The organism is Loktanella fryxellensis (assembly GCF_900110065.1).
GTDB classification, from domain to species: Bacteria; Pseudomonadota; Alphaproteobacteria; order Rhodobacterales; family Rhodobacteraceae; genus Loktanella; species Loktanella fryxellensis.
In genome coordinates this window covers 1-25,435 of sequence record NZ_FOCI01000029.1, presented here as the reverse complement: position 1 = coordinate 25,435, position 25,435 = coordinate 1, and the positions used below count along the sequence as shown (strand labels likewise).

General features: G+C 61.9%; 28 protein-coding genes and 2 pseudogenes. 23 read left to right on the top strand and 7 right to left on the bottom strand.

Annotation, left to right across the window (positions count from 1 at the left end):
* From BMX16_RS15375 to BMX16_RS18055, 12 genes and pseudogenes are all read left to right on the top strand, one after another.
* Nucleotides 1-216 (top strand): annotated as a pseudogene (locus BMX16_RS15375) (IS5/IS1182 family transposase); the annotation flags it as partial.
* A gap of 165 nt (nucleotides 217-381) precedes the next feature.
* Entirely contained in the window at nucleotides 382-558 is a 177-nt protein-coding gene (locus BMX16_RS17690; protein ID WP_177174697.1) for a hypothetical protein, read from the top strand.
* 94 nt (nucleotides 559-652) lie between these two features.
* Nucleotides 653-838, top strand: a complete 186-nt coding sequence (locus BMX16_RS15370; protein ID WP_089905401.1) for a hypothetical protein — start codon at nucleotides 653-655, stop codon at nucleotides 836-838.
* A 262-nt stretch (nucleotides 839-1,100) separates the two neighbouring features.
* Nucleotides 1,101-1,673, top strand: a complete 573-nt coding sequence (locus BMX16_RS15365) for a sigma-70 RNA polymerase sigma factor region 4 domain-containing protein (RefSeq protein ID WP_089905399.1) — start codon at nucleotides 1,101-1,103, stop codon at nucleotides 1,671-1,673.
* Nucleotides 1,674-1,764: 91 nt separating this feature from the next.
* Nucleotides 1,765-1,950, top strand: coding sequence for a hypothetical protein (locus BMX16_RS15360; protein ID WP_143058065.1), 186 nt, complete (start codon nucleotides 1,765-1,767; stop codon nucleotides 1,948-1,950).
* A 186-nt stretch (nucleotides 1,951-2,136) separates the two neighbouring features.
* On the top strand, nucleotides 2,137-5,178 hold the full coding sequence (locus BMX16_RS15350; RefSeq protein ID WP_089905392.1) for a bifunctional DNA primase/polymerase: 3,042 nt from the start codon (nucleotides 2,137-2,139) through the stop codon (nucleotides 5,176-5,178).
* Between the two features lie 171 nt (nucleotides 5,179-5,349).
* Entirely contained in the window at nucleotides 5,350-6,627 is a 1,278-nt protein-coding gene (locus BMX16_RS15345; protein WP_089905390.1) for a site-specific DNA-methyltransferase, read from the top strand.
* Between the two features lie 241 nt (nucleotides 6,628-6,868).
* Nucleotides 6,869-7,336: a phage terminase small subunit P27 family gene (locus BMX16_RS15340; protein ID WP_218139930.1), complete on the top strand. Its 468-nt coding sequence runs from the start codon at nucleotides 6,869-6,871 to the stop codon at nucleotides 7,334-7,336.
* Between the two features lie 12 nt (nucleotides 7,337-7,348).
* Nucleotides 7,349-7,837 carry a helix-turn-helix domain-containing protein gene (locus BMX16_RS15335; RefSeq protein ID WP_089905385.1) on the top strand — a complete coding sequence of 163 codons (489 nt, stop codon included), beginning with the start codon at nucleotides 7,349-7,351 and terminating at the stop codon, nucleotides 7,835-7,837.
* Nucleotides 7,834-8,427 (top strand): phage terminase small subunit P27 family, encoded by a 594-nt coding sequence (locus tag BMX16_RS15330; protein ID WP_089905383.1) that lies wholly within the window; start codon nucleotides 7,834-7,836, stop codon nucleotides 8,425-8,427. Before BMX16_RS15335 ends, BMX16_RS15330 begins: the two co-directional genes overlap by 4 nt.
* 74 nt (nucleotides 8,428-8,501) lie before the next feature.
* Nucleotides 8,502-8,843 carry a recombinase family protein gene (locus tag BMX16_RS18060; RefSeq protein ID WP_245731613.1) on the top strand — a complete coding sequence of 114 codons (342 nt, stop codon included), beginning with the start codon at nucleotides 8,502-8,504 and terminating at the stop codon, nucleotides 8,841-8,843.
* Between the two features lie 30 nt (nucleotides 8,844-8,873).
* The gene (locus BMX16_RS18055) at nucleotides 8,874-9,149 is read left to right on the top strand and encodes a recombinase family protein (protein ID WP_245731612.1); all 276 of its coding nucleotides are present in this window, start codon (nucleotides 8,874-8,876) and stop codon (nucleotides 9,147-9,149) included.
* 94 nt (nucleotides 9,150-9,243) lie between these two features.
* Here the strand turns inward: BMX16_RS18055 and BMX16_RS15320 are convergent, their stop codons facing one another.
* The 4 genes from BMX16_RS15320 to BMX16_RS15305 are packed head-to-tail and all read right to left on the bottom strand — an operon-like array spanning nucleotide 9,244 to nucleotide 12,632.
* Nucleotides 9,244-9,948 carry a GntR family transcriptional regulator gene (locus tag BMX16_RS15320; protein ID WP_245731611.1) on the bottom strand — a complete coding sequence of 235 codons (705 nt, stop codon included), beginning with the start codon at nucleotides 9,946-9,948 and terminating at the stop codon, nucleotides 9,244-9,246.
* Nucleotides 9,935-10,786, bottom strand: coding sequence for an ABC transporter permease (locus BMX16_RS15315; RefSeq protein WP_089905382.1), 852 nt, complete (start codon nucleotides 10,784-10,786; stop codon nucleotides 9,935-9,937). The genes BMX16_RS15320 and BMX16_RS15315 overlap by 14 nt, the downstream gene beginning before the upstream one ends.
* Complete coding sequence (locus BMX16_RS15310) at nucleotides 10,786-11,598, bottom strand: ABC transporter ATP-binding protein (RefSeq protein ID WP_245731610.1); 813 nt, start codon at nucleotides 11,596-11,598, stop codon at nucleotides 10,786-10,788. The genes BMX16_RS15315 and BMX16_RS15310 overlap by 1 nt, the downstream gene beginning before the upstream one ends.
* Nucleotides 11,598-12,632: an ABC transporter substrate-binding protein gene (locus BMX16_RS15305; RefSeq protein ID WP_089905380.1), complete on the bottom strand. Its 1,035-nt coding sequence runs from the start codon at nucleotides 12,630-12,632 to the stop codon at nucleotides 11,598-11,600. The genes BMX16_RS15310 and BMX16_RS15305 overlap by 1 nt, the downstream gene beginning before the upstream one ends.
* Nucleotides 12,633-12,871: 239 nt before the next feature.
* Here BMX16_RS15305 and BMX16_RS15300 point away from each other — a divergent pair, with 239 nt between their 5' ends.
* The 3 genes from BMX16_RS15300 to BMX16_RS15290 are packed head-to-tail and all read left to right on the top strand — an operon-like array spanning nucleotide 12,872 to nucleotide 15,354.
* Nucleotides 12,872-13,570, top strand: a complete 699-nt coding sequence (locus BMX16_RS15300; protein WP_089905378.1) for a fumarylacetoacetate hydrolase family protein — start codon at nucleotides 12,872-12,874, stop codon at nucleotides 13,568-13,570.
* Nucleotides 13,571-13,591: 21 nt separating this feature from the next.
* On the top strand, nucleotides 13,592-14,524 hold the full coding sequence (locus tag BMX16_RS15295) for an NAD(P)-dependent oxidoreductase (protein WP_089905376.1): 933 nt from the start codon (nucleotides 13,592-13,594) through the stop codon (nucleotides 14,522-14,524).
* Nucleotides 14,521-15,354 carry a sulfite exporter TauE/SafE family protein gene (locus BMX16_RS15290; protein ID WP_089905374.1) on the top strand — a complete coding sequence of 278 codons (834 nt, stop codon included), beginning with the start codon at nucleotides 14,521-14,523 and terminating at the stop codon, nucleotides 15,352-15,354. Before BMX16_RS15295 ends, BMX16_RS15290 begins: the two co-directional genes overlap by 4 nt.
* Before the next feature lie 36 nt (nucleotides 15,355-15,390).
* Here the strand turns inward: BMX16_RS15290 and BMX16_RS15285 are convergent, their stop codons facing one another.
* Entirely contained in the window at nucleotides 15,391-16,095 is a 705-nt protein-coding gene (locus BMX16_RS15285; RefSeq protein ID WP_089905372.1) for a 4-carboxy-4-hydroxy-2-oxoadipate aldolase/oxaloacetate decarboxylase, read from the bottom strand.
* Nucleotides 16,096-16,195: 100 nt separating this feature from the next.
* Nucleotides 16,196-17,581: a serine hydrolase domain-containing protein gene (locus BMX16_RS15280; protein WP_218139927.1), complete on the bottom strand. Its 1,386-nt coding sequence runs from the start codon at nucleotides 17,579-17,581 to the stop codon at nucleotides 16,196-16,198.
* A 261-nt stretch (nucleotides 17,582-17,842) separates the two neighbouring features.
* Here BMX16_RS15280 and BMX16_RS15275 point away from each other — a divergent pair, with 261 nt between their 5' ends.
* From BMX16_RS15275 to BMX16_RS15240, 8 genes are all read left to right on the top strand, one after another.
* Nucleotides 17,843-18,745: a 3-hydroxyacyl-CoA dehydrogenase gene (locus tag BMX16_RS15275; protein WP_089905368.1), complete on the top strand. Its 903-nt coding sequence runs from the start codon at nucleotides 17,843-17,845 to the stop codon at nucleotides 18,743-18,745.
* On the top strand, nucleotides 18,742-19,479 hold the full coding sequence (locus tag BMX16_RS15270) for an FCD domain-containing protein (protein WP_089905366.1): 738 nt from the start codon (nucleotides 18,742-18,744) through the stop codon (nucleotides 19,477-19,479). The genes BMX16_RS15275 and BMX16_RS15270 overlap by 4 nt, the downstream gene beginning before the upstream one ends.
* 73 nt (nucleotides 19,480-19,552) lie before the next feature.
* Nucleotides 19,553-20,812, top strand: coding sequence for a 3-oxo-tetronate kinase (gene otnK, locus BMX16_RS15265; protein ID WP_089905364.1), 1,260 nt, complete (start codon nucleotides 19,553-19,555; stop codon nucleotides 20,810-20,812).
* 47 nt (nucleotides 20,813-20,859) lie between these two features.
* Nucleotides 20,860-21,864: a TRAP transporter substrate-binding protein gene (locus tag BMX16_RS15260; protein ID WP_089905362.1), complete on the top strand. Its 1,005-nt coding sequence runs from the start codon at nucleotides 20,860-20,862 to the stop codon at nucleotides 21,862-21,864.
* Between the two features lie 68 nt (nucleotides 21,865-21,932).
* Nucleotides 21,933-22,412: a TRAP transporter small permease gene (locus tag BMX16_RS15255; protein ID WP_089905360.1), complete on the top strand. Its 480-nt coding sequence runs from the start codon at nucleotides 21,933-21,935 to the stop codon at nucleotides 22,410-22,412.
* Nucleotides 22,409-23,455, top strand: coding sequence for a TRAP transporter large permease (locus BMX16_RS15250; protein WP_218139925.1), 1,047 nt, complete (start codon nucleotides 22,409-22,411; stop codon nucleotides 23,453-23,455). Before BMX16_RS15255 ends, BMX16_RS15250 begins: the two co-directional genes overlap by 4 nt.
* Nucleotides 23,456-23,488: 33 nt before the next feature.
* Nucleotides 23,489-24,523, top strand: coding sequence for an IS110 family RNA-guided transposase (locus tag BMX16_RS15245; RefSeq protein WP_089905358.1), 1,035 nt, complete (start codon nucleotides 23,489-23,491; stop codon nucleotides 24,521-24,523).
* A gap of 138 nt (nucleotides 24,524-24,661) precedes the next feature.
* Complete coding sequence (locus tag BMX16_RS15240) at nucleotides 24,662-25,075, top strand: TRAP transporter large permease subunit (RefSeq protein WP_218139923.1); 414 nt, start codon at nucleotides 24,662-24,664, stop codon at nucleotides 25,073-25,075.
* Nucleotides 25,076-25,179: 104 nt separating this feature from the next.
* Here BMX16_RS15240 and BMX16_RS15235 read toward each other — a convergent pair.
* Nucleotides 25,180-25,435, bottom strand: a pseudogene (locus BMX16_RS15235) (IS5/IS1182 family transposase); the annotation flags it as partial.

Below are 25,435 nucleotides of genomic sequence, written 5' to 3'. Positions count from 1 at the left end.
CGCGCATCGAAGTGTCTGGGTCGGGCGCTCTGGCGGAACTGGAGCGGATACCACCGCCGGAGCCGCGTCGAGACAAAGATGCATTGTGTAAAGCTGCTGGGCCAGCGGCTGATGGCTCGGGACTTCGACCGCCAGGTCGCAGAGGTCCAGGTGCGCATCGCTATCCTGAATGGCTACACCGCCCTTGGCATCCCCGTCACAAAGGCAGTGGCATAAATCCGTCTGGGGTAAGGGGAAAACCGTCCGTCAGCTGATTTGCGCAACAGAGTCGCTCGCGGTGGTGAACGTGTTGAACTCCGGCATTCTGGCAGCGATCAGGCGACCCTCAGTGTACCAGGTGTTGGAACGATCGACATCGTTGGAGAGAACCGGATCCTTGTCATGCAGCGGCTGGTTGATGCGCATTACGACGGCCGAACACCAGTTTCCACCGCCTATTTAAAAAAGGGAATGGAAGATCAATCGATGGCCAACATCTTTAATCAGCCGCTTTGGGGCAAATTGACAGCCGAATTTCTTCGCCGTCCGAAAAAAGGGAGCTACGAGATTGCGATTTAATCTCCAACTCCGGTCCGGCTCCGGTCAGGGGAACTGACGAACTCCGATTCGACATTCCAAATGTGAGGCGCTTTCAACCGACAGGAGCCCACAAATGAAGACGATCCTCAACACCTTCGACGCCGGTCACCGCGAATGGCGGTGCACCTGCTGCAACAAGTTGCTCGGGCTGCGATCCGGCAGCGTAGTGCTGGTCCAGTTCGCCCGCGGCCACCAATACCGTGCGCCGCGGCCTGTGTCGGCTGTGTGCCGTAGCTGCAAAACCCTGAACGAAACCTGATCCACAGTGCGGGCGGCCTAGTGCCGCCCGCTGCGTTCCGAACAAACCCCAATCTCCCAAATCCCAGAGGCGCCCGACGCCCAGACCTGGCCAATGAGAGGCGCGCGACGCCCGGCCGAAAGGCTGGCGTCTTTTGTCTTCTACCTGGTCTGCGCTGCATGCGCAGCTTGTCCGGTCCGTGAACCGGCATTTCGCATTCACTCACTTTGCCACGATATTCCCGTCCGAAGGTCGGCACGTGGCCTTCCGTGACCCCACACACATGTTCGACTGGCTGCACGCGCGTGGCGGTGACGCCGATGCGAAGAACGACGTTCTGCAACGTCTCCTGCGGGCTGCGGGTGGCAACGATGAGGTTGGCGACCTCGCTGTGGCACTCCTGCTGCTGGCGCTGTGGCCTGGCCTTTGCGTCAACCGCTACCGTCTGCGACCACTTTGCCGGACAGACACGCTGGATGCGGACCTGCTTGGTGGACTGACGGCAGGCATCCGCAGCGCCCAGCCGCAGCGCACCCGTCGGGTCGCCGCAACCCTCCTACGCAATCTCGAACGCGACCTGCGCCGCGCCTATATCCGCGAGGACCGATGGTCGCGATTGACGATCAATCTGGACCTTGTCGGGCACAAGGTTGCCCAAACCGAGAGCGACCGGCCGGAGGAGATCCTGTCGTCGGCGCGGGCAGCTCTCGGTGAGGACGGTGCTTTGCTAGCCGCGGTTCACATCGCGGGGTTTACGCAGAGGGAAGCCGCCGCTGCGTTCGGCCTCAGCCATGACGCCGCGCGGAAACGGTGTCAGCGGGCGCTGGCTCGGTTGAAGCAAAATTACGATGCGTGACCTGTCCCAAACTGGCCGTGGACCCGGCTTTCCCCTTTTTAAGCGCGTCACTCCGATGCGTGGGGAAAGGAATGGATCAATGACCCTCCCGATGATCGACGACGACTACGAACGCATGCCAGGGCTCTTCCCGGCTTGGGACTTCGGGATGGTGCTCGAAGTGGGGTACAGTTACCGGATCGAAAACGGCGGCCACACCGAAGATGGACAGCCCCTCTACGTGGTATTCCGCAGCGTGCAGCCCGCAGGTGCGTCGTGGCAGCGGTGTCTGCCATGACGGATGATGGCGACTGCCTCACGCCGCGGGACCTTGCCGACCGCTGGAAGGTGAGCATCCGTACGCTGGAACGCCGGAGGGCGGTACCCAGTGGCCCGGCTTGGATCACGATCGGTGGCTCGATCCGCTATCGCATGACGGATGTGCTGGCTTGGGAAGCCGCACATCTGACACGGCCGTAAACACTTGGACGCGGGGCGCCAGAATCGTGATCCCCGCGACAACGAAGAAACTGACAGGGTGGCCATTGGCCGCCCCGAAGGCGCTGGACAAGTAACATTCGCAAATGCAGCAGAACAACTGCTCGACAACGGCTACGAGCCCATTCCGATCAAGCCCGGTCAGAAAGCACCCGCGCTGAGCCGTTGGACAAGTGTGCAGGTCGACGAAGCGGCCATTGCGACATGGCGCATGGCCCACGGTTCCTGCGGCGTCGGTTTGCGCACTGGACGCCTGGTTGGCGTCGACATCGACATTCTCGACCCGGACCGCGCCCACGCGGCGCAGGCACTGGCCACTTTGCGTTTTGGTGAAACGCTTATGCGGGTCGGGTGCTGGCCGAAGCGCCTGTTGCTGTATCGGACACAGTCTCCATTTGCGAAGATGAAGTCAGGACAGATCGAAATCCTCGGCCTCGGGCAGCAGTTTGTCGCCTTCGGCCTGCATCCCGGCACGGGCCGGCCGTATTCCTGGCCGCTGGGGGAAACCCCGTTAGAGGTCCCGCTGTCGGACCTTCCGGTGATCGACCTGACGGCGGCTGCGGCGTTCCTGGCTGAGATCGGGCCCACAGGTCAAAGGTCGGAGCGCGGAAGTAGATCTGGGCGCCAGACGCCTGCGGGGACCGGCGACCCGGTGCGCGATGCGCAGGGACTGGTCATCGATGGACGTGATGGCTGGCTTTCGAGTTGCGCCTATCACGCCGTCTGGGATGCCATCGACGCTGGTGGCGCACCGGACGCCGATCTGATCGCCCTGCAGACGTGGATGCGCTTCGAGGCGACCAGCGACCTTTTGCGCCCCAAGCAGGATGGCGCCGCCTGCTATGACATTGACGACGCGCTCTGGAAGGTCCGTGACAAGCTTCGACTGCATGCCAATGACGCGCTGCCGTCACGAGATCGGCCTGAGATCGCTCCAGATTACGCCGTGCCAACCCTCACCGTCTTGGAGGCCCGCAGCCAGCTTGACGCCGAGATTGCAGGTTTTGCCGAGGCCACATACGCTTGGCACGTAGCGGGGGGCCAAGATGAGCCACCAAAACTCGCTCTGCGTGCCACCGTCGGTCTGGGCAAAAGCGCGATCAGCAGGCAGCATCTGAGTGCCCTGCAGACCCGCCTGCGCGACGCCGGACTTCCGCACCGCATCGTGGTCTTTGTCGCCTCCCATGCACTGGCAGAGGAAGCGGCCGCCGCCTGGGAAGAGACGGGGGTTTCCGTTGCTGTTCTGCGCGGCTACGAGCGCAAGGAACCGGGGACCGGCCGTCCGATGTGTAAGAACCTCAAGTCGGTGAAGGCGGCGATTGCAAATCGGCGCGATATCCAGCGCTCGGCCTGTCAGAAAAACCTTTCGATCCGTTGCCCCTATTTCGCCGGATGCCCGAAACAGGAAAACCGCCGACAGGTGAGCCTCGCCGATGTGGTTGTCGCTCCCTATGACGCGATGTTTCATAAGCTGGCCGGAACGAAGAACGGTATCGCCCTTGTGATCGTCGATGAAGCCTGCTGGCAACGGGCGCCAAAAGTCTTGCCTGGTCTGAGCCTGGGAAGTCTCGCGGCAGAATTCCTCTCATCGGGGCGGACATTCGGATCGCCAATCGGCCGTGCGGCCCGTGCCGCTGATCTGGCGGCGCTGCGGCAACATCTGCATGCCGCCCTCGCGCGGTCCGGACCCGGGCCGCTCAAGCGTGCAGCCTGTCAGGATGAGGGGCTGGATGCGCAAGCCTGTCGCGCAGCAGTCGAACTGGAGGAACAGCGGCTCCGGTCAAGTAGCCCAACAGCAGGTCAGGCCGAAGAACGGGTCAAGGAGATCATCGAAGCCTCGCTCTGGAATGAACGCGTCTACACCATGATCGACCTCTGGACGGCGCTCGAGACCTTTCTGGAAGGAGAAACTACGCACTGTCCCACCATTCGCGTCGGGGACGTCAATCCCAACACCGGTGATAGCGCGATCGTCTGCAGCCAGTTGCGCACAATGGACAATGGGTTTGCGCGCCTGCCGGGGCTGCATCTCGATGCGACCTTTCGGAGCGCCCTCGCCACACCCGTTTTAGGGCCGATGCGTGAGATCACGATCGACGCTGCGGCCCCGCACATGGCGGTGACGCTCATTCCAGGAGCTTTCGGCAAGGGCAGACTGGTCGAGGGGCTCGAGTTCAGTCCGGGCCATCAGGCGACCGCGCGCTCTGGAAGCCTTCTGGCGCGATGCATTGACTACGTCAGGCTCGTTGCGTTGGCATGTGGCAAAGAAGAAGAGATCCTAGTCGTCACCAACAAGGACATCGAGCCGGTTTTCTGGGGGCTGCCAAAGGTATCGACAGCGCATTTCAACGCTGTGGCGGGCATTGATGCGTGGAAAGACGTCCGGACGCTCATCGTCATTGGCCGCCCATTGCCGCGCGACAGCGATGTCGCAACTTTGGCAGGTGTGCATCTGGGCGCCGATGCTGCCGGCGAATATCATGCCACCGCAGCCGGGCTATGGATGCGTGATAGTACGCCCCGCACCGTGAGGGTCCTGAGGCATGAGGACCCAATGGCAGAGGTGATCCGCGCCGCCATCTGCGATGATGAGCTGATCCAGGTGATCGGGCGGGGGCGTGGTGTGAACCGGACGGCGCAAAACCCGCTGGATGTTCACATTCTGGCGGATGTCGCTCTGCCGCTCGTCCATGATCGCATTGTCCCCTGGGACAGCATTCAGCCAGGCATCTTCGAGCGGATGCTGCTGGAGGGCGCTGCCGTGGACAGTCCGTCCGACGCATTCGCACTCCACCCGCAGATGTTCAGTTCGCTTGAACAGGCCAAGTCAGTGTTTAGGCGGGCGCTATTTAAGGGTCAAACCCCTTATATATACATAAGGGGTTTGACCCTTAAATCAGCACAATATCGGCGCAGGGGGCGCGGGCGGTCTTGGCAGATGACTTGGTGGATCGACGGCGACGCAGCGACGGTGCAACGACAGCTGGGATCTGTGTTGGGTGATCTGGCAGAATGGCGGCCAGAGTAATGGGGCTTGGTGCCGGTGTCCCACCTTTGTGACTTAATTCGACGTCAAAGATTTGTCGTCTTATGTCGTCTCATGTCATCAAACGTCATGAATACAATACCTTGACGCTCTGCTATGCTTGCTCCATGCCCGCGAATTTGCCGCCCGGGGGTCCTTCTGGAGATACGCGTCATGACACTCAAGACCGCCCCATCCGATCTTGCCGTCCTTCCGCCCGCAGGCGATCTGCGTCTGGAGGATCGCCCCATCGCTGACCTGATCCCTTACGCCCGCAACGCTCGGACGCACAGCGAGGCGCAGGTGGCGCTGATCGCGGGATCGATCCGGGAATATGGCTTCACCAACCCGGTGCTGGTGGACGGCGCGAACGGCATCATTGCGGGGCACGGCCGGGTGATGGCGGCGCGCAAATTGGGGCTGGCGTCCGTGCCGGTGATCGAGCTGGCGCATCTCTCCGACAAGCAGAAACGGGCATACATCCTGGCCGATAACCGGCTGGCCGAGCAGGCGGGATGGGACAAGGAATTGCTGGCGCTTGAGATTGGTGAGCTGTCCGATCTGGGGGTTGATCTGGCGGACCTCGGGTTTGAGGCGGGAGAGATCGACGCGCTGCTGCGGGCAGGCGAGGTTGACGCCCGGGAGGAGGAGACACCTGAGGCACCAGCCGTTCCCGCCTCGCGGCTCGGTGATCTGTGGTGCCTCGGGCCACACCGGCTGCTCTGCGGTGATGCAACCGATGAGGCAGGCGTCAAACGATTGTTCGGTGGTGTGACCCCGCATCTGCTGGTTTCGGATCCGCCTTACGGCGTGAACTACGATCCTGACTGGCGCAACCGGGCGGGGGCGTCGGACACCAAGCGCACCGGCAAGGTGATGAATGACGATCGTGCGGACTGGCGTGCGGCGTGGGCGCTGTTTCCGGGCGAGGTCGCCTACGTCTGGCACGGAGCACTGCATGCCACCACCGTGGCCGAAAGCCTGATTGCTTGCGGCTTCGACGTACGTTCGCAGATCATCTGGGCCAAGGAGCGACTGGTGTTGAGCCGGGGCGATTACCACTGGCAGCACGAGCCCTGCTGGTACGCGGTGCGCCGGAAGGGCAAGGGGCACTGGAACGGCGACCGCAAGCAGACGACGCTGTGGTCTGTTCCCAGCCGGGATCAGGATGCGGCGACTGTGCACGGCACGCAAAAGCCGGTCGAATGCATGCGCAGGCCAATCCTGAACAACTCCAGTGCAGGGCAGGCAATCTATGAGCCGTTCTGCGGATCGGGCACCACGATCATTGCGGCAGAGACGACGGGCCGCGTCTGCTATGCCGTCGAGCTTGACCCGGCCTATGTCGACGTCACTGTGGCACGCTGGCAGGCCTTTACCGGCAAGACGGCCACGTTGGAGGGCACGGACGTCACCTTTGATGAGATGGCCTGCGAGAGGGCAGTGGCATGAGCGGCGCGTGGGTGCGGGAGGGGGGGCGGTCTGAACCTTTTGGCCTTTGCCCTGGGGACCGGTGCGAGGGGGATATTTTCCACAGGCGCGATATTCGCGACCGGGTCTCAGCTGTGAGTGCCGGTAGGTTGTCGCGCCAATACAAAGAGTTGTGTTGCGACGCAGACGGCTCTTGGTTCGCCATTAGTCGACTAACTTCGGACACGGTCGTGGAAGCGTCCGCAGGCGAAGAGGCATTAAAATGAGAGGCCGCAAGCCGAAGCCCACGACACTAAAGTTGATTGAGGGCAATCCCGGCCGGCGCCCGATCAATGATGCTGAGCCGAAGCCACGGGGCGGCGTGCCGACCTGCCCGGCGCATCTGGGGCCGTCAGCCAAGGCGGAGTGGAAGCGACTGGCCCGTGACCTGAACCGCATCGGACTTCTGACGATGGCCGATCGTGCGGCCCTTGCGGTTTATTGTCAGTGCTGGGGACGGTGGGTCGAGGCCGAGCGCAAACTTCAGGAAACGCCGCTTCTGCTCAAGACGCCTTCGGGCTACGTCCAGCACTCGCCATGGCTGACCATCGCAAACAAGGAGCGCGAGCTGATGGCGCGGTACATGGGTGAACTGGGGCTGACGCCATCGGCCCGGACGCGGCTTGCGGTGAATATTCCCTCGGGCGCAAACCCATGGGAATATGACCCGGCCAGCGAATATCTGGACTGAGGGAGGCACAGCATGGGACGACCGTTCAAGACCCTCACGCCTGCGCAGATCGCCGAGGTCGAAACCCTGGCGGCGATCCTGACGTCCGAGCAGGTTGCGGATTACCTCGGCATCGGGCGGCGCACCTTCTACAGCATGATGGCCCGGGATCATGAAATTGCAGCACGTTATAAAAAGGGACGTGCCCGCGCGATTGGCAGCATCGCCCAGACTCTGATCAGCAAGGCAAGGTCCGGGGATACGACCTCGATGATCTTCTACCTCAAGACGCAAGGGGGATGGCGAGAGACGGTGCAGCTGGAAACCTTCGAGATGGATCGTCCGGCAAGTCCTGTCGCAGCGGACATCGATCTCTCCAGCTTGAGTGACGGCGCACTGCAGGAACTCGAGGCGGCGATCTACGGCGGGGACGTCCGTTCATTGGTCGCAGCAAACAATCCGGTCCTGGACCATGAGCCTTTTGAGGGTCGTGCCGGTCCCAATGTGGACGATACGGCATGAGGGGCCGCAAGCCGAAGCCCACGGCCATCCGCCGGTTGGAAGGCAATCCGGGAAAGCGGGGCTGGAATGCGGCTGAACCGGTGCCGCGTGAGGGCTGTCCGGAGTGTCCGGACCATCTCTCTGATGAAGCCCGTCGGGAATGGAACCGGGTTGCGGATGCCATGCACGCGATGGGCGTCCTGACGATTATCGACCGGGCGGCACTGGCGGCCTACTGTCAGGCCTATGGGCGGTGGGTCGAGGCGGAGCAAAAATTGCAAGAGACACCGCTGTTGATCAGGACGCCATCTGGATACGTTCAGCAGTCGCCTTGGATGTCGGTCTCCAACAAACAACTTGAACTCATGGGCCGCTACATGACCGAACTGGGCATGACACCCGCCTCGCGATCACGCGTCAGGGCATTGGTCGATGATGCCGCGATGGATGAACCGGTGACCCCGATCAAGATCGTGCTGATCTCAAGCGATGCCGAAGGTCACGAAATTGAATGCCCGCTCCATGAACCAGACCCGCCGTCACGCGAGGACGACCAGCAGCGCCGCATCACCCGGTCGGATGCAATTTATGTAAAAGATACATCCGACTAAGGACGCTGGTGGACTACGGATGTCTGCTTTTGTGATGTACACACCTGCGTAACGAACGTCAGGCAGGTGTGTACATGGTCAGCAACAGTGACGCAGTTCCAAGATACGTGGCCTATGAGCGGGTCTCGACGGTCCGGCAGGGGAGATCGGGCCTTGGACTCGCGGCGCAGCGCAAAGCAATCGACGACTTTGCCGTCGCGCGGGGGGCCAAGGTGCTGGCGCGGTTCACCGAAGTGGAAAGCGGCCGCAAGGATGCCCGCCCCGAACTGGCCACGGCGCTGATCTTAGCGCGGCTCACGGGAGCCACGCTCGTCATCGCCAAGCTGGACCGGCTGTCGCGCAACGCAGCCTTCCTGCTGACGCTGCAGGCCAGCGGTGTCAACGGCGGTGACAAACCCGGCCACGCGGCGGAGTAAAACCAGGCCAGTGGCGGGGTGCCAAGCGCCATGGCACGCGGTGTGAAGCTGGGCAACCCGAACGGCGCAGCGGCGCTCCGCAGGGCGGGCAAAGGCGGCACGGCACTCCGTACGGCGGTCACTGCAAATGCTGATCGGTTCGCGCAAGACCTCAAGCCGGTTATCGAGCATCTGCGCGCGGAGGGCATCACGACACTGCGTGCTCTCGCGGCCGCGTTAAATGAACGAGGGATGCTGACCCGACGCGGCGGGGCGTGGCAGGTGTCGAATGTACGGAATTTGCTAAACCGCACCGCGCCCGATTGACAAGTGTTATGCTGCCAAGGTGCTCAAGGACTAACTTACTCTAAGACTGGCCGGCATTTGATACCATCAAACAACGAAACGAGGGGAAGATGATCTACTGACCCGACACGATCTTGCGGATGCCTTCCAGCGTCTGCAAATAGTGGTTTTCCAGAAGCTCCGCCGCCTTTTGCACATCGTGGTCGAGGACGGCGTTCACAATATCCTGGTGTTCAGCCTGCGCATCGCCGCGGCGCTTGTGATTGGCATTCACTGACAGATTACGATATCGCACGGATTGATCCAGCATCGTCGCGCAGAACCCGATCAGCCAGCTTGACTGACAGTTCTCGATCAGCGCCATATGAAAGTCGCGATGGCGGTCTTCCCATATCTGGTTGACGCCGAACCCACCTTCACTGTCGATGGTCCGATTGGTGCGGGCCAGACGGTGATAGCTCAGGACCAACCGGTCCTCCCAAGCCTCGTTGGCATGGGCGACCGACTCGCTGAGAGCGCGGGTTTCCAGCCAGATCCGCGCCTTCACCAGTTCCTCAAGGTCATCGATTGAAAGCCGGCTGACGAAAAACCCTCGCTGGGTTTTGCGTTCCACCAGGCCTTCCGAGGACAGGCGATTCAACGCCTCGCGGATCGGATTGATGCCAATGCCGTATTTGTCCGAGGCAGCATCGAGAAGCAGTTTGTCACCCGGAATATATGCCCCCTGCAAAATGTCGCGTCGCAGCAGGTCATAGGCTTGCTCTGACAGGGTCTGCGCATCCTCATGGATCCCGGTTCGTCTGCCCTCAGCCAATGCCACCCGGTGTCTCCGCCTTGTTCCAAAATACGAAGCGCCGCTGCGCCCAGACGACCGTAAAGTAGAGCGCCAGTCCCAAAAGACTAAGGTAAAGGATCAGCGAAAACACCCTTGGTGTGTTCAGCTGCGACGCGGCCTGCCGGATCAGGGCACCGAAGCCCTGTCCGCCGCCCAGAAACTCTCCCGTGATGGCACCGGCCATGACGCCCACGGCCGCAATTTTCAACCCGGTAAAAATATAGGGCAATCCGGTCGGCAGTTTCAACCGGAATAGTGTCTGCCAGCGCGTCGCCCCGATGGAGCGGAACAGCATCCGTTCATTTTCCGACGCCGCATAGAGGCCGGCCGCGGTGGCCACGACGATGGGAAAGGTCGCGATGAAGGCGGCGAGGGCCACTTTCGATGCGATATCGAACCCAAGCCAGGCAATGAACAGCGGTGCAAAGGCCACCTTTGGCATCGTGTCGATCGCAACAAGATAGGGCAGCACCGCCTTTTCACCGAACTTCGTTTCACCGACCAGCAGACCCAGGGAAAAGCCGATCCCGATCGCGATCAGAAAACCGTAGAGCACGGTCAGCGAGGTGGTCACCAGAGCCTCGAACATGTACTCGCCACGCATGATATTGGCGCCAACGAACAGGATGTCGTTCCAGGTCTCGCCCGGCGTAGGCAGGATGATCGCAGAGACGAAGCCCGTCGTCGTGACGACATGCCAGATCCCGACAATGATGATGAAAAGCCCGAGCATCGCGATCCACCGCGGAATCCTGTCGATAAAGGCTTCGCGTTCAATCCAGACGGTCTCACCATGGTGCTGCTCTGTCTGTGACTGTGCCATCAGTTGAATGCCTCGCTGCCAAGGGCGCTGCGGATATGGTGGACGATCTGACCGAACTTTTCGGTGTTAATCATGTCGAGGTTGCGCGGGCGCGGCAGGTCGATCTTGATGTTCTGATCGATCCGGCCGGGACGTGGTTTCATCACATAGATCCGGTCAGACAGCAGCACCGCTTCTGCAATTGAATGGGTGACCAAAAAGGCGGTCGCCTCACGCTCCAGACAGATCCGCTGCAACTCCATGTTCATGAAGTCGCGGTTCAATTCGTCCAATGCGGAAAATGGCTCGTCCAGCAGCAGCACAGCAGGTTCAGCGATCAGCATCCGGCAGATCGCGGCGCGCTGTGCCATGCCGCCCGAAAGCTCGGCCGGATAGACGTTGCCGAACTTGCCCAGACCGACCAGTTCCAGCAGCGCGGTCGCGCGGTCCGTTGCGTTGCGCGCGGCCTGGCGGCCTTCGCGCATCTCGATCGGCAGCAGAATGTTATCGATTGTGGTCTTCCACGGCAACAGCGTGGCGTGCTGGAACATCATGCCGATGTCGGATCGCGGCCCCATCACTGGCTTGCCTTCCAGCATCACCCGCCCGGTGGTCGGCGGCATTAACCCTGCCATGATCTTCAGCAGGGTCGACTTGCCACAGCCGGACGAACCGATGACAGAGACGAACTCGCCCTTGTGCAGCGTCAGATCGACGCCCTTGAGGGCAACAAGGCTGTTGCGCGCGTAGGTCTTTGACAGGCCGGAAATTTCATAGACCGGATGTCGCTGACCTGTGGCATCAGGCGCAAGGTGCGGGTTCGTCATCTGCATCACTGGTTCCAGGCCTCTACAAACTCGTTCGTATAGGCGGCCTCGAGATCGTCGAGCGGTGCGCTCAGGTCGCCGCTGGCCAGAAGGCTTTCGTGCCAAGCTTCCCAGTGCTCGGGCGGCTGATAGCCGAAACCCTGTTCGATGTAAGCATCAGTCGGCGTCATCCGCTCGTGGGCCGCGACCAGCAGGGCGCCGGCGAATTCGCGATCCTCGCCCTCCTGCGCATTGCCAGCGGCCGCATGATCGAGGGCGGCTTCCAGATTGGCCGGGTCACCGGCAAATTCCATGCCGTGCACCATCGCCCGCCCGAACCCTTCGATCATCTCGGGGTTGGCGTCGATGAACTCCTGCATGACCGCAAAGCCGTTCCCGAAGAAAGCCAGATATTCCTCTGGGGTGATTTCGCGCAGGTCCATGCCGCGCGATGCCAGGATCGCCGCATCGCTGACCGCGCCGACATAGCCCGCGACATCGCCCCGCATGAAACCGACCGCAGCGGTGCCACCGTCGCCAACCGGCAGGAAGGTATAGTTGGTGTCCTGCTCCATCCCCAGATCAGAAAAGATCGCCCGTGCGAAAGATACTTCCGCCCCGTCCGCCGTGCCGACACCGATAGTCGTGTCGCGCAGATCCTCCGGCGTCTGGTAGTCAGAGTCGGACGGCACAAGGATCCCGAACACGCTTTTCGGATAGAGGTTGTAGATGAATTTCACATCGACGCCACGCGAACGCGCCGCCAGAACCGGGCCGGGGCCGGGCGCGCCGATCTGTGCCTGCCCTGCGGCCATCGCCTGAATAACCTGACCGGAGCCGTCGACCGCCTCGACCTGCAGCGTGAGTCCTTCCTCCTCGAAGTACCCCTCGCCAATCGCGGCCCACATCGGCAGCCAGGTGATGGCGGACGGGTTGGGCACAGCAACGGTCAGGTTGGTCTGCGCCATCAGCGGCGTCGCAAGGCCGAAGCCCGCCACCAAAGCGGTCGTTCCGGCAAGGCCGGCAAAGGTTCTGCGTGTCAGCAACATCAATCGTGTCATGGTCGTCCTCTCTCTTTTGATGGCAGCCACGCACCGGACACGGATGAGCCGGATCAGAACCGCCTGTCAGGATGGTATATGATTCGTAAAATAAATCACTAAAATATATGCAATACCGACACCATTTGACATTATGAGTTTAGATAATTGATTTTTCTATATTATTTTATAGGTATCCAAACCAGTATCCAAAGATTATATACATTTTTACGTTGCTCTCATCAACCCAAGGACACGTCATGACCCGTTTCGCCATCGACCCGCCAGCGCCCGCCTATCTGGATATCGTGAATTCTGACGAGAAGTTCCCGGTCAGACGCATCTACTGCATCGGCAAGAACTACGTCGCGCATGTGAAAGAGATGAACGCGGACGAGCGTGATCCCCCGGTGATCTTTATGAAGCCTGCGGATGCCATCGTCAGGGGCGGCGGCGAAATCCCCTATCCGGTGTTCACCGAAAACTTCCATTACGAGGTGGAGTTGGTCGTGGCCCTGAAATCCGGCGGCTACAACATCAAAGCGGAAGATGCGGCGTCGCATATCTATGGCTATGCCATCGGGCTGGACATGACGCGGCGCGATCATCAGGTCAACGTGCTGGCCAATGGACTGCCTTGGGAAATCACCAAGGCTTTCGATAAATCTGCGCCAATCGGCCCGCTGTCAAAGCTAAGCGATGTGGGGCTGAAGGAGCAGGCCCACATCACCCTCGCGGTGAACGGCGATGTGAAGCAGGATGCGGATGTGGATCTGATGATTTGGAACACGAACGAGATCATCGCCAAGATTTCCGAACAGCACGAGCTGCGCGCCGGTGACATCATAATGACCGGCACACCTGCGGGCGTCGGTGCGGTTGTCACCGGCGACGTTTTGGACTGCACCGTCGAGGGGCTGGAGCCGCTGACCGTGACGATCGGCGCTAAAGCCGCCTGACAGAACGGTACCGGCCTTGCGATGTGCGGGGCCGGTCCGTCAAGGAAAGAAAGGCGTGCTGTGACAGCGATAGGTATGTCGATAGGTGTTTTGGGCACCGGACGCATGGGCACCGCCTATGCTACGCGGTTGGTTGATTGCGGCCATGCGGTTCACGTCTGGAACCGGACCGCCGACGGGATGACGGCGGCCCGCGCGGTTGGTGCGCGGGCCGTGGACGATCCACGGACGCTGGTGGCGCGCTGCGACATCATCCTTTCGTCGGTGACGGATTTTGCCGCCCTTTCTGCGATCCTTGATGCCGATGGTGTGCTGTCCGACGCTGCGGGCAAGCTGTTCATCGAGATGAGCACCATCCTGCCCGGCGAACAGCAACAGGTTGCAGCCAGGGTCGTCGCGGCCGGGGCAGATTATCTGGAATGTCCCGTCGGCGGCACGGTCGGTCCGGCTCTGAAGGGACAACTGCTGGGGTTTGCCGGTGGCGACGTGGCGGCATGGACGCGCGCGCGTCCGGTGCTGGAGCAGCTGTGCCGCCGTGTCGACCACCTTGGCCCGGTCGGCGCCGGCGCGCGGATGAAGCTGGCGGTCAACCTGCCGCTGGCGCTCTACTGGGCCACTCTGGGCGAGGCGTTGTCGCTGGTCGATACTTCCGCGATCGGTGCTGATCGGATCGTCAGCCTGATCGCGGAGTCCTCTGCCGGGCCGAATGTGATGACATCGCGAGGCACTGTCGTGACCGCTGCTCTGGAGGGTGACCTGCAGGACGGCACCTTTGATCTGAACGGGTTGCGCAAGGATCTGGCGCTGGCCCTGACACTGGCGCGGCTGGACGGCGTGGCGCTGCCCCTATCCGACGCAACCCTCGCCCGCTATGATGCGGCGTTGTCGCAGGACATGGGACAGCGCGACGGCGCGAGTCTGACGGCCCTGATCGCCGGTCAGCGGTCATCATGATTGCAGGTATTGATCCTGGCGAACTGGTGCCGGTCATCCTCGCGATGGTGATTGCGGGCGGGTTGATCGGCGTGCTGGCGGGCCTGTTCGGTGTCGGTGGCGGCGCCGTCAGCGTGCCGGTCTTTTACGAATTCTTCGGCATCACAGGGATCCCTGATGACCTGCGGATGCCGCTGGCCGTCGGCACGTCGCTGGCGCTGATCGTGCCGACCTCGATCCTGTCGGTGCGCAGCCATTACCAGCGCGGCACAGTCGACATGGACCTGTTGCGGATCTGGGTCGTGCCGATCCTGCTGGGCGTTGTGATCGGTGCCGTGATCGCACGGTTCAGCCCGCCTGCCGTGTTTCAGATCGTATTCATCGTGGTCGCCTCGATTAACGCGGCAAAGCTGTTGACCGGGGGCAAGGGGTGGCGGCTGGGCGACACTTTGCCTGGGCCCGCCGCCACGCGGGTGGCCGGCGGTGTCATCGGCCTGCTGTCGTCGCTGATGGGCATCGGCGGCGGGGCGATTTCCAACCTGTTCATGACATTGCACGGGGTCGGAATTCACCGCGCTGTGTCGACATCCGCCGGGGTCGGCGTGCTGATCGCGATCCCCGGCACAATTGGCTACATGCTGGCTGGTTGGGACAAACCCGGTTTGCCCGTCGATGCCATCGGATATGTGTCGCTGATCGCCTTTATCCTGACGCTGCCATCGACGCTGCTGACCACGCCGTTGGGCGTCAGGCTGGCCCACGGGCTGAGGAAGAATACGCTGGAAAAACTGTTCGGCAGCTTTCTGTTGCTGGTGTCGGTCAGGTTTCTCTATGCGCTGATCGCCGTATGACGGCAGGGATGCCACTTCGCATGTAGCGGGACCGGGTCAGTCGTCAGACCAGTCCACGGGTCCGTCGATGTAGTGCAGCCCCCTCTGTTCCGCCTTGTCCCGCAGCCCCATCATATCGAGGGTGTGGCCGCCAGCGCGCAACGCGGCACGCATGGCATCCTCTTTCTCGACCCGTGCCTGCGCCGCGGCAAGGACGTCTTGCGCCTTGGCGCGCGGCACCACGACAACCCCGTCATCGTCGCCGCAAATGACATCGCCCGGCACCACCCGTTGCCCGCCGCAGATCAGCGGCACATTCACCGCACCAAGCGTTTCCTTGACCGTGCCCTGCGCCGAGATCGCCCGTGCCCAGACCGGAAAGCGGCTGGCGCGCAGGACGCCAACATCTCGCACTCCCGTATCTAGGATCACACCAGCACCGCCCCGCGCGCGGACATAGTCCGCAAGGACATCGCCAAAGAACCCGTCCATGCTGGACGAGGTGGTGCTGACCACCAGCACATCGCCCGGCTGCATCAGTTCGATGGCGACATGCAGCATCCAGTTGTCGCCCGGCGCGCAAAGCGCGGTCACCGCAGACCCACCCATTGCCACGCCGGCGACGATGGCACGCATGTGCGACACCATCACCCCGGATCGGTCTTGTGCCTCGTGAACTGTCGCGACACCTGCCGCTGCGAGACCTTTGATCACGCTGGCCTCTGCGCGATTGATGTGACGCACAACCTTGCCTGTCGTCATCTCCGTCCTCCTGCAACACATCCGTCCATTGGTTACCGGTCTGCACCGGCGCAACGGCCTGCCATTCCGACCGGGTCCAGACCGGCCCACGACATCACGTTCAGTCCAGCGCTGCCGCGATCGCATCAAAGACGACCAGCGGGTCTACTGGCTCGCGTCCCAGCGGCTTGGGCTGGGCCATATGCGTTGCGATCACCACATTTCGGGTCGGGTTGATGTAGATGTTCTGCCCTTGAATGCCGATGGCCGCATAAGCGCCGTCGGCCATCGAAGGCTCCGTCCAGCCGGGCCACCACATATAACCGTATTCGATGGCCTCGCCCGTCGACAGCTTTTGCGGTTGGCCTGCAATCTCGGTCCAGCCGTCCGGCAGAACTGCCTCGCCGTCAATCATCCCGCCATCAAGGATGAACTGGCCGAAGCGGGCAAAGTCGCGCAGGGTCGCCGACAGACCACTGCCGCCAATCTCGACGCCGTCGGGGCTGTCCAGCCACCAATTCGCGTCCGCTTCCATGCCGTAGGGCTGCCAGATCTGCGCAGCCAGATAGGCAGACAGCGTCATGTCCGTCGCACCTGCAACGATCTCGGCCAGGACCTGCGTTTCGCCGGTGGAGTAATTGTGCTGGGTGCCGGGCTCTGCGGCGCGGGGCAGAGATGCCATAACTTCCATTGCCGCACCGGGGCGCTGCGCGATCTGGGCGCGGAGCAGGTCACGGCGATCGGATTCGGGGTCGGTATATGTCTCGTCCCAAGCGACGCCGGACGCCATCAGAAGGATATCGCGGATGCTGACCCCGTCATAGGCGCTGCCCGCCAGCGCAGGCACGTAATCGGTGACCATGTCATCCAGCCCATCGATGTAGCCGTCACGGATCGCGGCCCCCACGAGGGTCGAGGTGATCGACTTGGCAACCGACATCGACATCCAGCGCGTCTCGGCCGTATTGCCGCGCTGATAGCTTTCATGAACGACAGCGCCGTCCTTCAGCACGATCAGACCGGTGACATTGTCCAGTGACAGAAAATCGTAAAGGTCGTAGGTTGCATCCCCGACCTGATAGGTGACCAGCGCGGACAAGTCGACCAGCGCTTCCGGCAAGGCGCGGGGCGTGTCGCCTGCAGCGATGGTGCGGGTCGGAAACAAGCGGTCGATATTGCGGAAAGTTCTGACGGCCATGTCAGGCGTCAGATGGCCGTCATAGATCTCCTCGATCGTGCCGATCGGCTCGTCCGCGTGCGGATAGGCCTGCGCGCTGGCCGGCGCAGGCAGGGCCAAACAAAACACACCCAGCAAAAGAAGGCATCGGGTAGGAAAAAAGAGATCAGGCTGCATCGGATCCTCCATCTGACGACCCATCGAACGACAGATTACCGGCGGGGGCAAGGCATTGTTGGTGGCGCGATCCTTTCGGGCCGCGGAAGCGCCGCGAGTGCCCGAATTCTTGCATGAAGACGGCTTGCGTCGGTATCCATAGCTGCCAGCCAACGCGCCTGCTGGTCGGCTAACGGGGTTTAACAATTCGCCGCAGATCGGACGCAGGCGATGCGGCCTGGATCATTTCGTTGTGCCGCGTCAGACACCATCGACGAGAGACCTGACCGTGCCGACAACAGCACCAGGGTCAGTTAAAGACATGCGGACATCGGACGGAGTATCGGCGAACCGCATGATGGTCATGATTATAGATTGACGGTCATACCATCGACCTGTCATACCAGTGACCAAGATAGAGTGGGGACCACCAACATGAGAATTGCAATTGTCGGCTGCGGCGTCGTCGGATCGTCCTGGGCGCTGGTCTTTGCACGCGCCGGACATGACCTGGCGATCTACGATCACAGCGAAGCAGCGGCGATTGCTGCGGTGGACTTTGTAGAGAACTCCGATCCAGCGCTTGCTGCACACTGCCGCGTCGCGTCCAGCCTCGCGGATGCGCTATCCGGGGCGGATTACGTTCAGGAAAGCGCACCCGAAAGACTGCCGGTTAAGCAGGCTCTCTATCGTGAGATCGACGGGTTGCTGGACGCCGCTACCATCGTCGCAAGCTCCACCTCAGGTCTGCCCGCGTCCAGCTTTACCGAAGGGCTGACCATCGGGCCGCGCTGCCTTGTCGCCCATCCGATCAACCCACCGCACCTGATCCCCCTGGTCGAGCTGGTCCCCGCACCCTGGACTTCGCCCGAAACCCTTACATTCACGCGCGATCTGATGACCGATCTGGGCCAGAGCCCGATCACCCTGACGCGCGAGATCAACGGCTTTGTTGTGAACCGCCTGCAAAGCGCCCTGCTGGGCGAGGCATTCCGCCTAGTCGAGGACGGGATCTGCACCCCTGAGGAGGTCGATGCCGCCGTCGCTGACGGTCTGGGCCTGCGCTGGTGCTTCATGGGGCCTTTTGCGACCATCGACCTGAACGCTGCCAACGGCATTGCCGAATACTGTGCCAACCTTGGCCCGATGTATCACGGTCTGGCCAAGGAGCAGGCCGATCCCCGCCCGTGGGGCCCCGACCTTGTGGCCGCCATCGAGGACAGGATGCGTGGCCATGTGCTGGCAACCGATCTGCCCCAGCGCCGTACGTGGCGCGACCGTTTCCTCGCTGCCATCGTGTCGGCCAAGCGGGACATCACGAAAGACGTCGGCGCATGAGCAGCTTTGGCGCACCCAGCCATCTGCGCAGGGATCGCCTGTCGGACCAGATCGCCAAGGACATCGAGGCACGGGTCTTGTCCGGCGAAATTGCCGTCGGCGAACAGCTGCCGTCGGAGCGTGATCTGATGGCGCATTACGGCGTCGGTCGCCCTGCGGTGCGCGAGGCGCTGTTGTGGCTGAATAAAACCGGCTTTTTGTCTGTGACCAACGGCGACCGGTCCCGTGTCACTGAACCCGATCCCCGCGACCTGCTGCAACTGCTGTCGGGTGCGTCCAAGATGCTGCTGTCCCGCAAGGAGGGAATCCGGCAGTTCCAGAAGACCCGGACCTTTGTCGAGGTCGCTATCGTCCGTGAAGCGGTGCGGCTGGCGACGGACACCGATGTCGCCGCCCTCGAAGCGTTGTTGTTGCGCAACGAGGCCTGCGCCGACGACATCGCGGCCTTCTCGGTCACCGACGACGCGTTTCACCACCGGATCGCCAGCATCGCGCAGGATCCGTTGCTGGATGCGCTGTATCACATCGTGCTCGAACTGCTGGAGGATCAGCGCCGCATGTCGCTGAGCCACCCAGATGCACTGGCGCGGGCGATTGCCGCGCACCGCGCGATTTTCGAGGCGCTGCGCGACCGGGACGCGGACCGGGCTGAAGCGGCCATGCGCGCCCATCTGGCAACCGTGGTCGAGACATACTGGAACATTCGTCGGCAGGACGCGGAGGACGCGTCGTAACGCGGTCCCGCTCTACCATGACTTACCCGCTGCTGCAACTCGGCGCGGGGCTGATTTCTGATGAGGTGACACTGTGCTTTCAGGCTGTATCGGCGACGATTTCACGGGATCCAGTGATCTGGCGAACACCCTGTCCAAGCAGGGGATGCGCGTCACGCAATACTGCGGCATTCCCACGACGAACGCCGACCCTGCCGTCGAAGCGGGTGTGGTCGCGCTGAAGTCGCGCAGCATTCCCGCAGCCGATGCCATTGCTCAATCGCTCGCCGCCCTTGACTGGTTGCATGCGCAGGGCTGCCAGCAGTTTCTGTTCAAATACTGTTCCACCTTCGACAGCACGCCAGATGGCAACATCGGTCCGGTTGCAGACGCGCTGGCCGATTCGCTGGGCGCGCGCAAGGTTGTCGTTTGCCCCGCCTTTCCGGGTGCCGGGCGCACGCTGTATCAGGGCCACCTCTTTGTGCAAGACCGTCCGCTGAACGAAAGCGGGATGGAACATCACCCCCTGAACCCGATGAACGATTCCGACATCCGCCGGTTTCTGGCGCGTCAGACCACCTCTCGCGTCGGGCATGTCGCATTTGCCGATGTGCGGCGGGGTGCCGCGGTCATCGCGGACGCGCTGACCCGTGAAGATGCGATGGACGCGCGGCTGATCGTGGTCGATGCCCTGTCAGACGACGACCTGATGGCGATCGGCGAGGCCCTCGACGGATTGCCGCTGCTGACCGGCGGATCGGGGATAGCAATGGGGTTGCCGCGCAATTTTCGGCGCAAGGGCCTGCTGTCCGGTCAAGGCGGCACCTGGCAAGGTGTCTCAGGCAAGGCCGTCGTCTTGTCCGGGTCCTGTTCGGCGGCGACACGCGACCAGATTGCGCAGCACCGCGATGCCGGCCGACCCGCCAGGGAAATCACTGCCGATGACGCGGTCGCGGGACAGGTCGATCCAGCCGAAGTGGCGGCCTGGGCGATAGCGCAGGATGCGTTGCCGCTGATCTATTCGTCGGCGGACCCTGCGCGGGTCAAGGCCGCCCAGCAGACCCATGGGCGTGACCGGGTCGCGGCCGCAATCGAGGCGCTGTTTGCGAACATCGCCCGTGCGGTTGTCGCCGCCGGGATGGCACGCCTGATCGTCGCGGGTGGCGAGACATCGGGCGCGGTGGTCGAGGGCCTTGGCCTGACCGCCCTCGACATCGGGCCCGAGATTGCGCCCGGTGCCCCGGCGCTGCGCGCGTCACGGCCGACCGGCGACATCACGCTGGCCCTGAAATCCGGCAACTTCGGCGGACCCGACTTCTTCGCCGAGGCCAGCACGGTTCTGCGGGGCGCCTGACCGGCGCAACGCAGCCAAAACGTATACCACACAGAGGAGGAGAGACCATGTTCAACACGATAGGAAAGACCGTCAGGCTGACGTCTGCCGTTGCCTTGTCGGCACTGGCAGTCGGTGCCCTGCCGCAGGGGGCTGCTGCACAGGAGGTGCTGAACCTCAAGCTGGGCCACATCCAGTCCGAGATGGACCTGTGGCACTTCGGTGCCGAGAAGTTCAAGGAAGAGCTGGAGGCCCGGTCCGATGGGGCAATCACGCTGACCATCTATCCCAACTCGACCCTGGGCGGTGACCGCGATCTGGTCGAAGGCATGCAGATGGGCACCGCCGATTTCAGCCTGATCGCCGGGGTTCTGGGCAACTTCGCACCCTCGGTCCAGCTTCTGGAACTACCCTATCTGTTCCGGTCGCAGGACGAATTCAACACCATCATCAACGGCCCAATCGGTGAAGAAATCGCCGCAAACGTACGGGAAACCGCCAACGTCCGCATCCTGAACTTCTGGGAGCGTGGCTCGCGGCAGGTGACCTCGAATAAGCCGATCAACACCCTTGCCGACCTGCAGGGTCTGAAGATCCGCGTCCCCGAGATCCCGGCGATGGTTTCGACCTGGCGCGCGATCGGGGCCAACCCGACGCCGATGGCCTGGAGCGAGGTCTATACCGGGCTGGAGCAGAACGTGATCGAGGCACAGGAGAACCCGATCCCCTTCATCTTTGGCGGCCGTGTGAACGAGGTGCAGGACTACCTTGCCTTCACCGACCACAAGTTCGAATACGTCACCCTGGCGATGAGCGAGATGCGGTGGAACCAGCTGACGCCGGAACAGCAGCAGATCGTCACCGAGGCGGCGGCGGCAGCAACCGAGGCCGAGAACGAGGCGGTCCGCAGCCAGACCGACGAGATGTTGCAGGAGATGGTCGACGCAGGTCTGACCGTGACCCGCCTGGACACGACAGAGATCGCCGCTGCCGCAATCGCGGCGCATGAATCCTTTGCCGAGACCGTCGATATCGACCTGTACCGCCGGATGATGGCCGAACTGGGTCGCTAAGCCGCAAGAGCCACGCCCGCCGTCCCGTTCCGGGCGGCGGGCCGCACCGCAGTCAAGGGAGAGATGGCTTGGACAAGCTCGATCGTAACATACACCTGGTTCTTTTGTGGGCGATCGGCGTGCTGATCCTTGCCATGATGACCATCACCTTCACACAAGTACTCGCCCGCTATCTGTTCACGAACTCGCTCAGCTGGTCAGAGGAGGCGGGGCGCTACATCTTTGTCTGGATTACGTTCCTTGGTCTCGCGGCGGCCTTTCAGTCGCGCGCCCACATCGCCCTCGACTTCTTGGCGCAGATGTTGCCCACGGGGCCATCGCGCGTCCTGCGCATCGCCAACGCCGTTTTGGTGGCCGCCGTCGGCCTTGCCCTGATCGTCGGTGGGCAGTCGCTGATGGGCTTTGGCATGAACCAGCGCAGCGCCGCCCTTGGCCTGCCGATGTATACGATCTACGCGGTCATCCCGTTCAGCGGCGCAATGCTGCTGTATTTCGCCCTGCGCGAGACATGGCGGCTGGCGATGCACAGTAAGGAACAAACCACATGATCGCGCTCATCCTCTTTGGCGGCTTCGCCCTCTTTCTGCTGATGGGCTTGCCCGTCGCCTTCGGGATCGCGCTGGCCGGGCTGGCAGGCATCCTTTATCAGGACTTTCCGATGGCGCTGTTCGGCCAGCGGCTGTTTGCTTCGGTCGACTCCTTTCCGCTGATGGCGATCCCTCTGTTCATGCTGGCTGGTTCGCTGATGAGCCATGGCGGCATCACCCGGCGGATCATCAACCTGGCGCTGGCGCTGGTCGGCAACATCCGTGGCAGCCTTGCCCATGTCGTGTCGGTCAGTGGCGTCATCATGGGCGGCATTTCCGGCTCCGGCGTGGCCGATGTCGCAGCACTCGGCTCCGTGATGATCCCCGAGATGAAGAAGCGCAATTACGACGCCGGTTTCTCGGCGGCACTGGTGGCCTGTTCGGGCAGTCTTGGCCTGATCATTCCGCCCAGCATCGCCATCATCATCTACGGCGTGTCGACGCAATCGTCCATCGGCGACCTGTTCATGGCGGCAATCGCACCGGGCCTGCTGATCGGCCTGCTGTTTGCGGTCTATTCCTATTTTTATGCGCGCAAGCACGGCTATCCGGTCGAGGGGCGAGTCACCGGAGCCGAAAAATGGCAGCGGTTCAAAGAGGCCAGCTGGGCGCTGATGATGCCTATCATCATCATCGGCGGGATCCGGATGGGCGTCTTCACCCCGACCGAGGGCGGCGCCGTCGTCGCGACCTATGCCCTGTTTGTCGGGGTGTTTGTATACAAGGAAATCACGCTGCGGAACATTCCCCAGATCTGCATCGAGGCGGCCATCGGCACCGCGGTCATTGCCGCGATCATCGCGGCAACCTCGCTGTTCGGCTGGCTGCTGACCAATGCGCAACTGCCGCAGGCCATCGCGGGCGCGATCCTCGGGCTGACCGAGAACCGCACCCTGCTTCTGCTACTCATCACCGGGATGCTGCTCGTCGTTGGCATGTTCCTTGATAGATGGGATGGTTGCCGCCCTCCCCGACGGCATCGCAATGTGCCAACGTTTTGGTAGTGAAGCCACACATGAAGCGGAGAGGACGGCAAGATGAATGATATGATAATTGGCGTGGATTTGGCAAAGTCCGTTTTCCAGGTTCACGGGGCGTTGATGGCGACGGGAGAGATCCAGTTCAAGAAGAAGCTGACGCGAGAACAGTTCCGCGTGTTCATGCCGAAGCTGGCCCCGAGCGTGGTTATTTTCGAAGCCTGCGGCAGCGCGAACTACTGGGCAGGCCAAATGGAAGCGATGGGTCATCAGGCCAAGCTGATCGCTCCACAGCTTGTTCGGCCGTTCGTGAAGCGTCACAAAAAGAATGATGCAGCCGACGCAGATGCGATCATCATCGCTGCGCGCCAGCCTGAGATGCTGTTTGTCACGCCAAAGACGGTTCATCAGCAGGCGCGGGCCGCCCTGTTCCGGGGCCGGGAGCGATTGATCAGGCAACGCACAGAGAATGTGAACGCTCTTCGTGCAATTCTCTACGAACACGGTCACGTCTTTCCAATCGGCATAGGGCACATCAAGCGTATGCAAGACTTGGTTGAATCAGAGGCCTGCGACTTGTGCGGCATCGTCCGTGAGGAGTCTCGGGACCTTTTGGCCCAGATTGCAGAGAAGACGGCGCGCATCACATCGCGTGACAAGAAACTCAAGGAACTGGCAGCCCAGTCGGATACGGCGCGGCGCTTGCAGACCCTGCCCGGAGTCGGGCCATTGACGGCTCTGGCCGTTGAAGCCTTAGCGCCCGACATGTCTCAGTTCAAGAGAGGGCGCGACTTTGCTGCTTGGTTGGGTCTTGTCCCACGCCAACATTCTTCAGGCGGCAAGGAACGACTCCGCCGGATTTCCAAGGCTGGACAGGCCGATATCCGACGGCTTCTGATCATTGGTGCAATGAGCCGGATTATCGGCCGGGCGCGCCATAAGATACCGGCAGAGAGCTGGATCGGTCGCATCCTAGAGCGGAAGCCGAAGATGCTGGTCGGGATCGCGCTTGCGAACAAGATGGCGCGTCAGATCTGGGCGATGCTGATGAAAAACGAGGATTACAGAGATCCGGCACTGGCGGCTACGGCATGAGCTACATGTCGTAATTAACCAGAGTCGGTGCAAAGGGGAGTGTGAAGAAGACGACGACCTGAATGGGCGCAATGATCGAACAGATCTGGGTTAGGAAAACCAGTTGTCCACTATGCGCTTATAGCGCGCTTGATAGATTTGGACCTGATCCGCAGATCACCATACCGGCCCGCGGCTTCTGGAAATGCCGCACAACGAGGCCTGAAAGAAGTTCGCACTCGATCACACGCCAAGACAGTCAAAACTTCTTGCATCACGGGTGGCAACCAAAGAAGTGGACCTGCTATTCTGCTGCTGACTCCCATTCTTGCCCCTGTTGCGGCGCAACTCGCTGTGGATCCGGTGCAGTTCGGCCTGATGATGGTGATCAATCTGACGATCGGTCTGCTGACACCGCCGGTCGGCACGGCCCTGTATCTGGCCAGCAGCATATCCGGTGTTTCGATCATGAAGCTTTCACGCGCCATGCTGCCGTTCTGGGTCATTATGCTGGCCGTCCTGATGCTGGTGACCTTCGTTCCCGGATTCACCAGCTGGGCCTATAGCCAATGACATCTGCAAGGCCGATGGTTGTATTTGTCTCCACTTCGGTGGGTGACAAAGACTCTGTTGCGCAAATCAGCTGACGGACGGTTTTCCCCTTACCCCAGACGGATTTATGCCACTGCCTTTGTGACGGGGATGCCAAGGGCGGTGTAGCCATTCAGGATAGCGATGCGCACCTGGACCTCCGCGACCTGGCGGTCGAAGTCCCGAGCCATCAGCCGCTGGCCCAGCAGCTTTACACAATGCATCTTTGTCTCGACGCGGCTCCGGCGGTGGTATCCGCTCCAGTTCCGCCAGAGCGCCCGACCCAGACACTTCGATGCGCGGAGCGCATCATTCCTGGCTATGGCACCGGCGGTGGTTGGT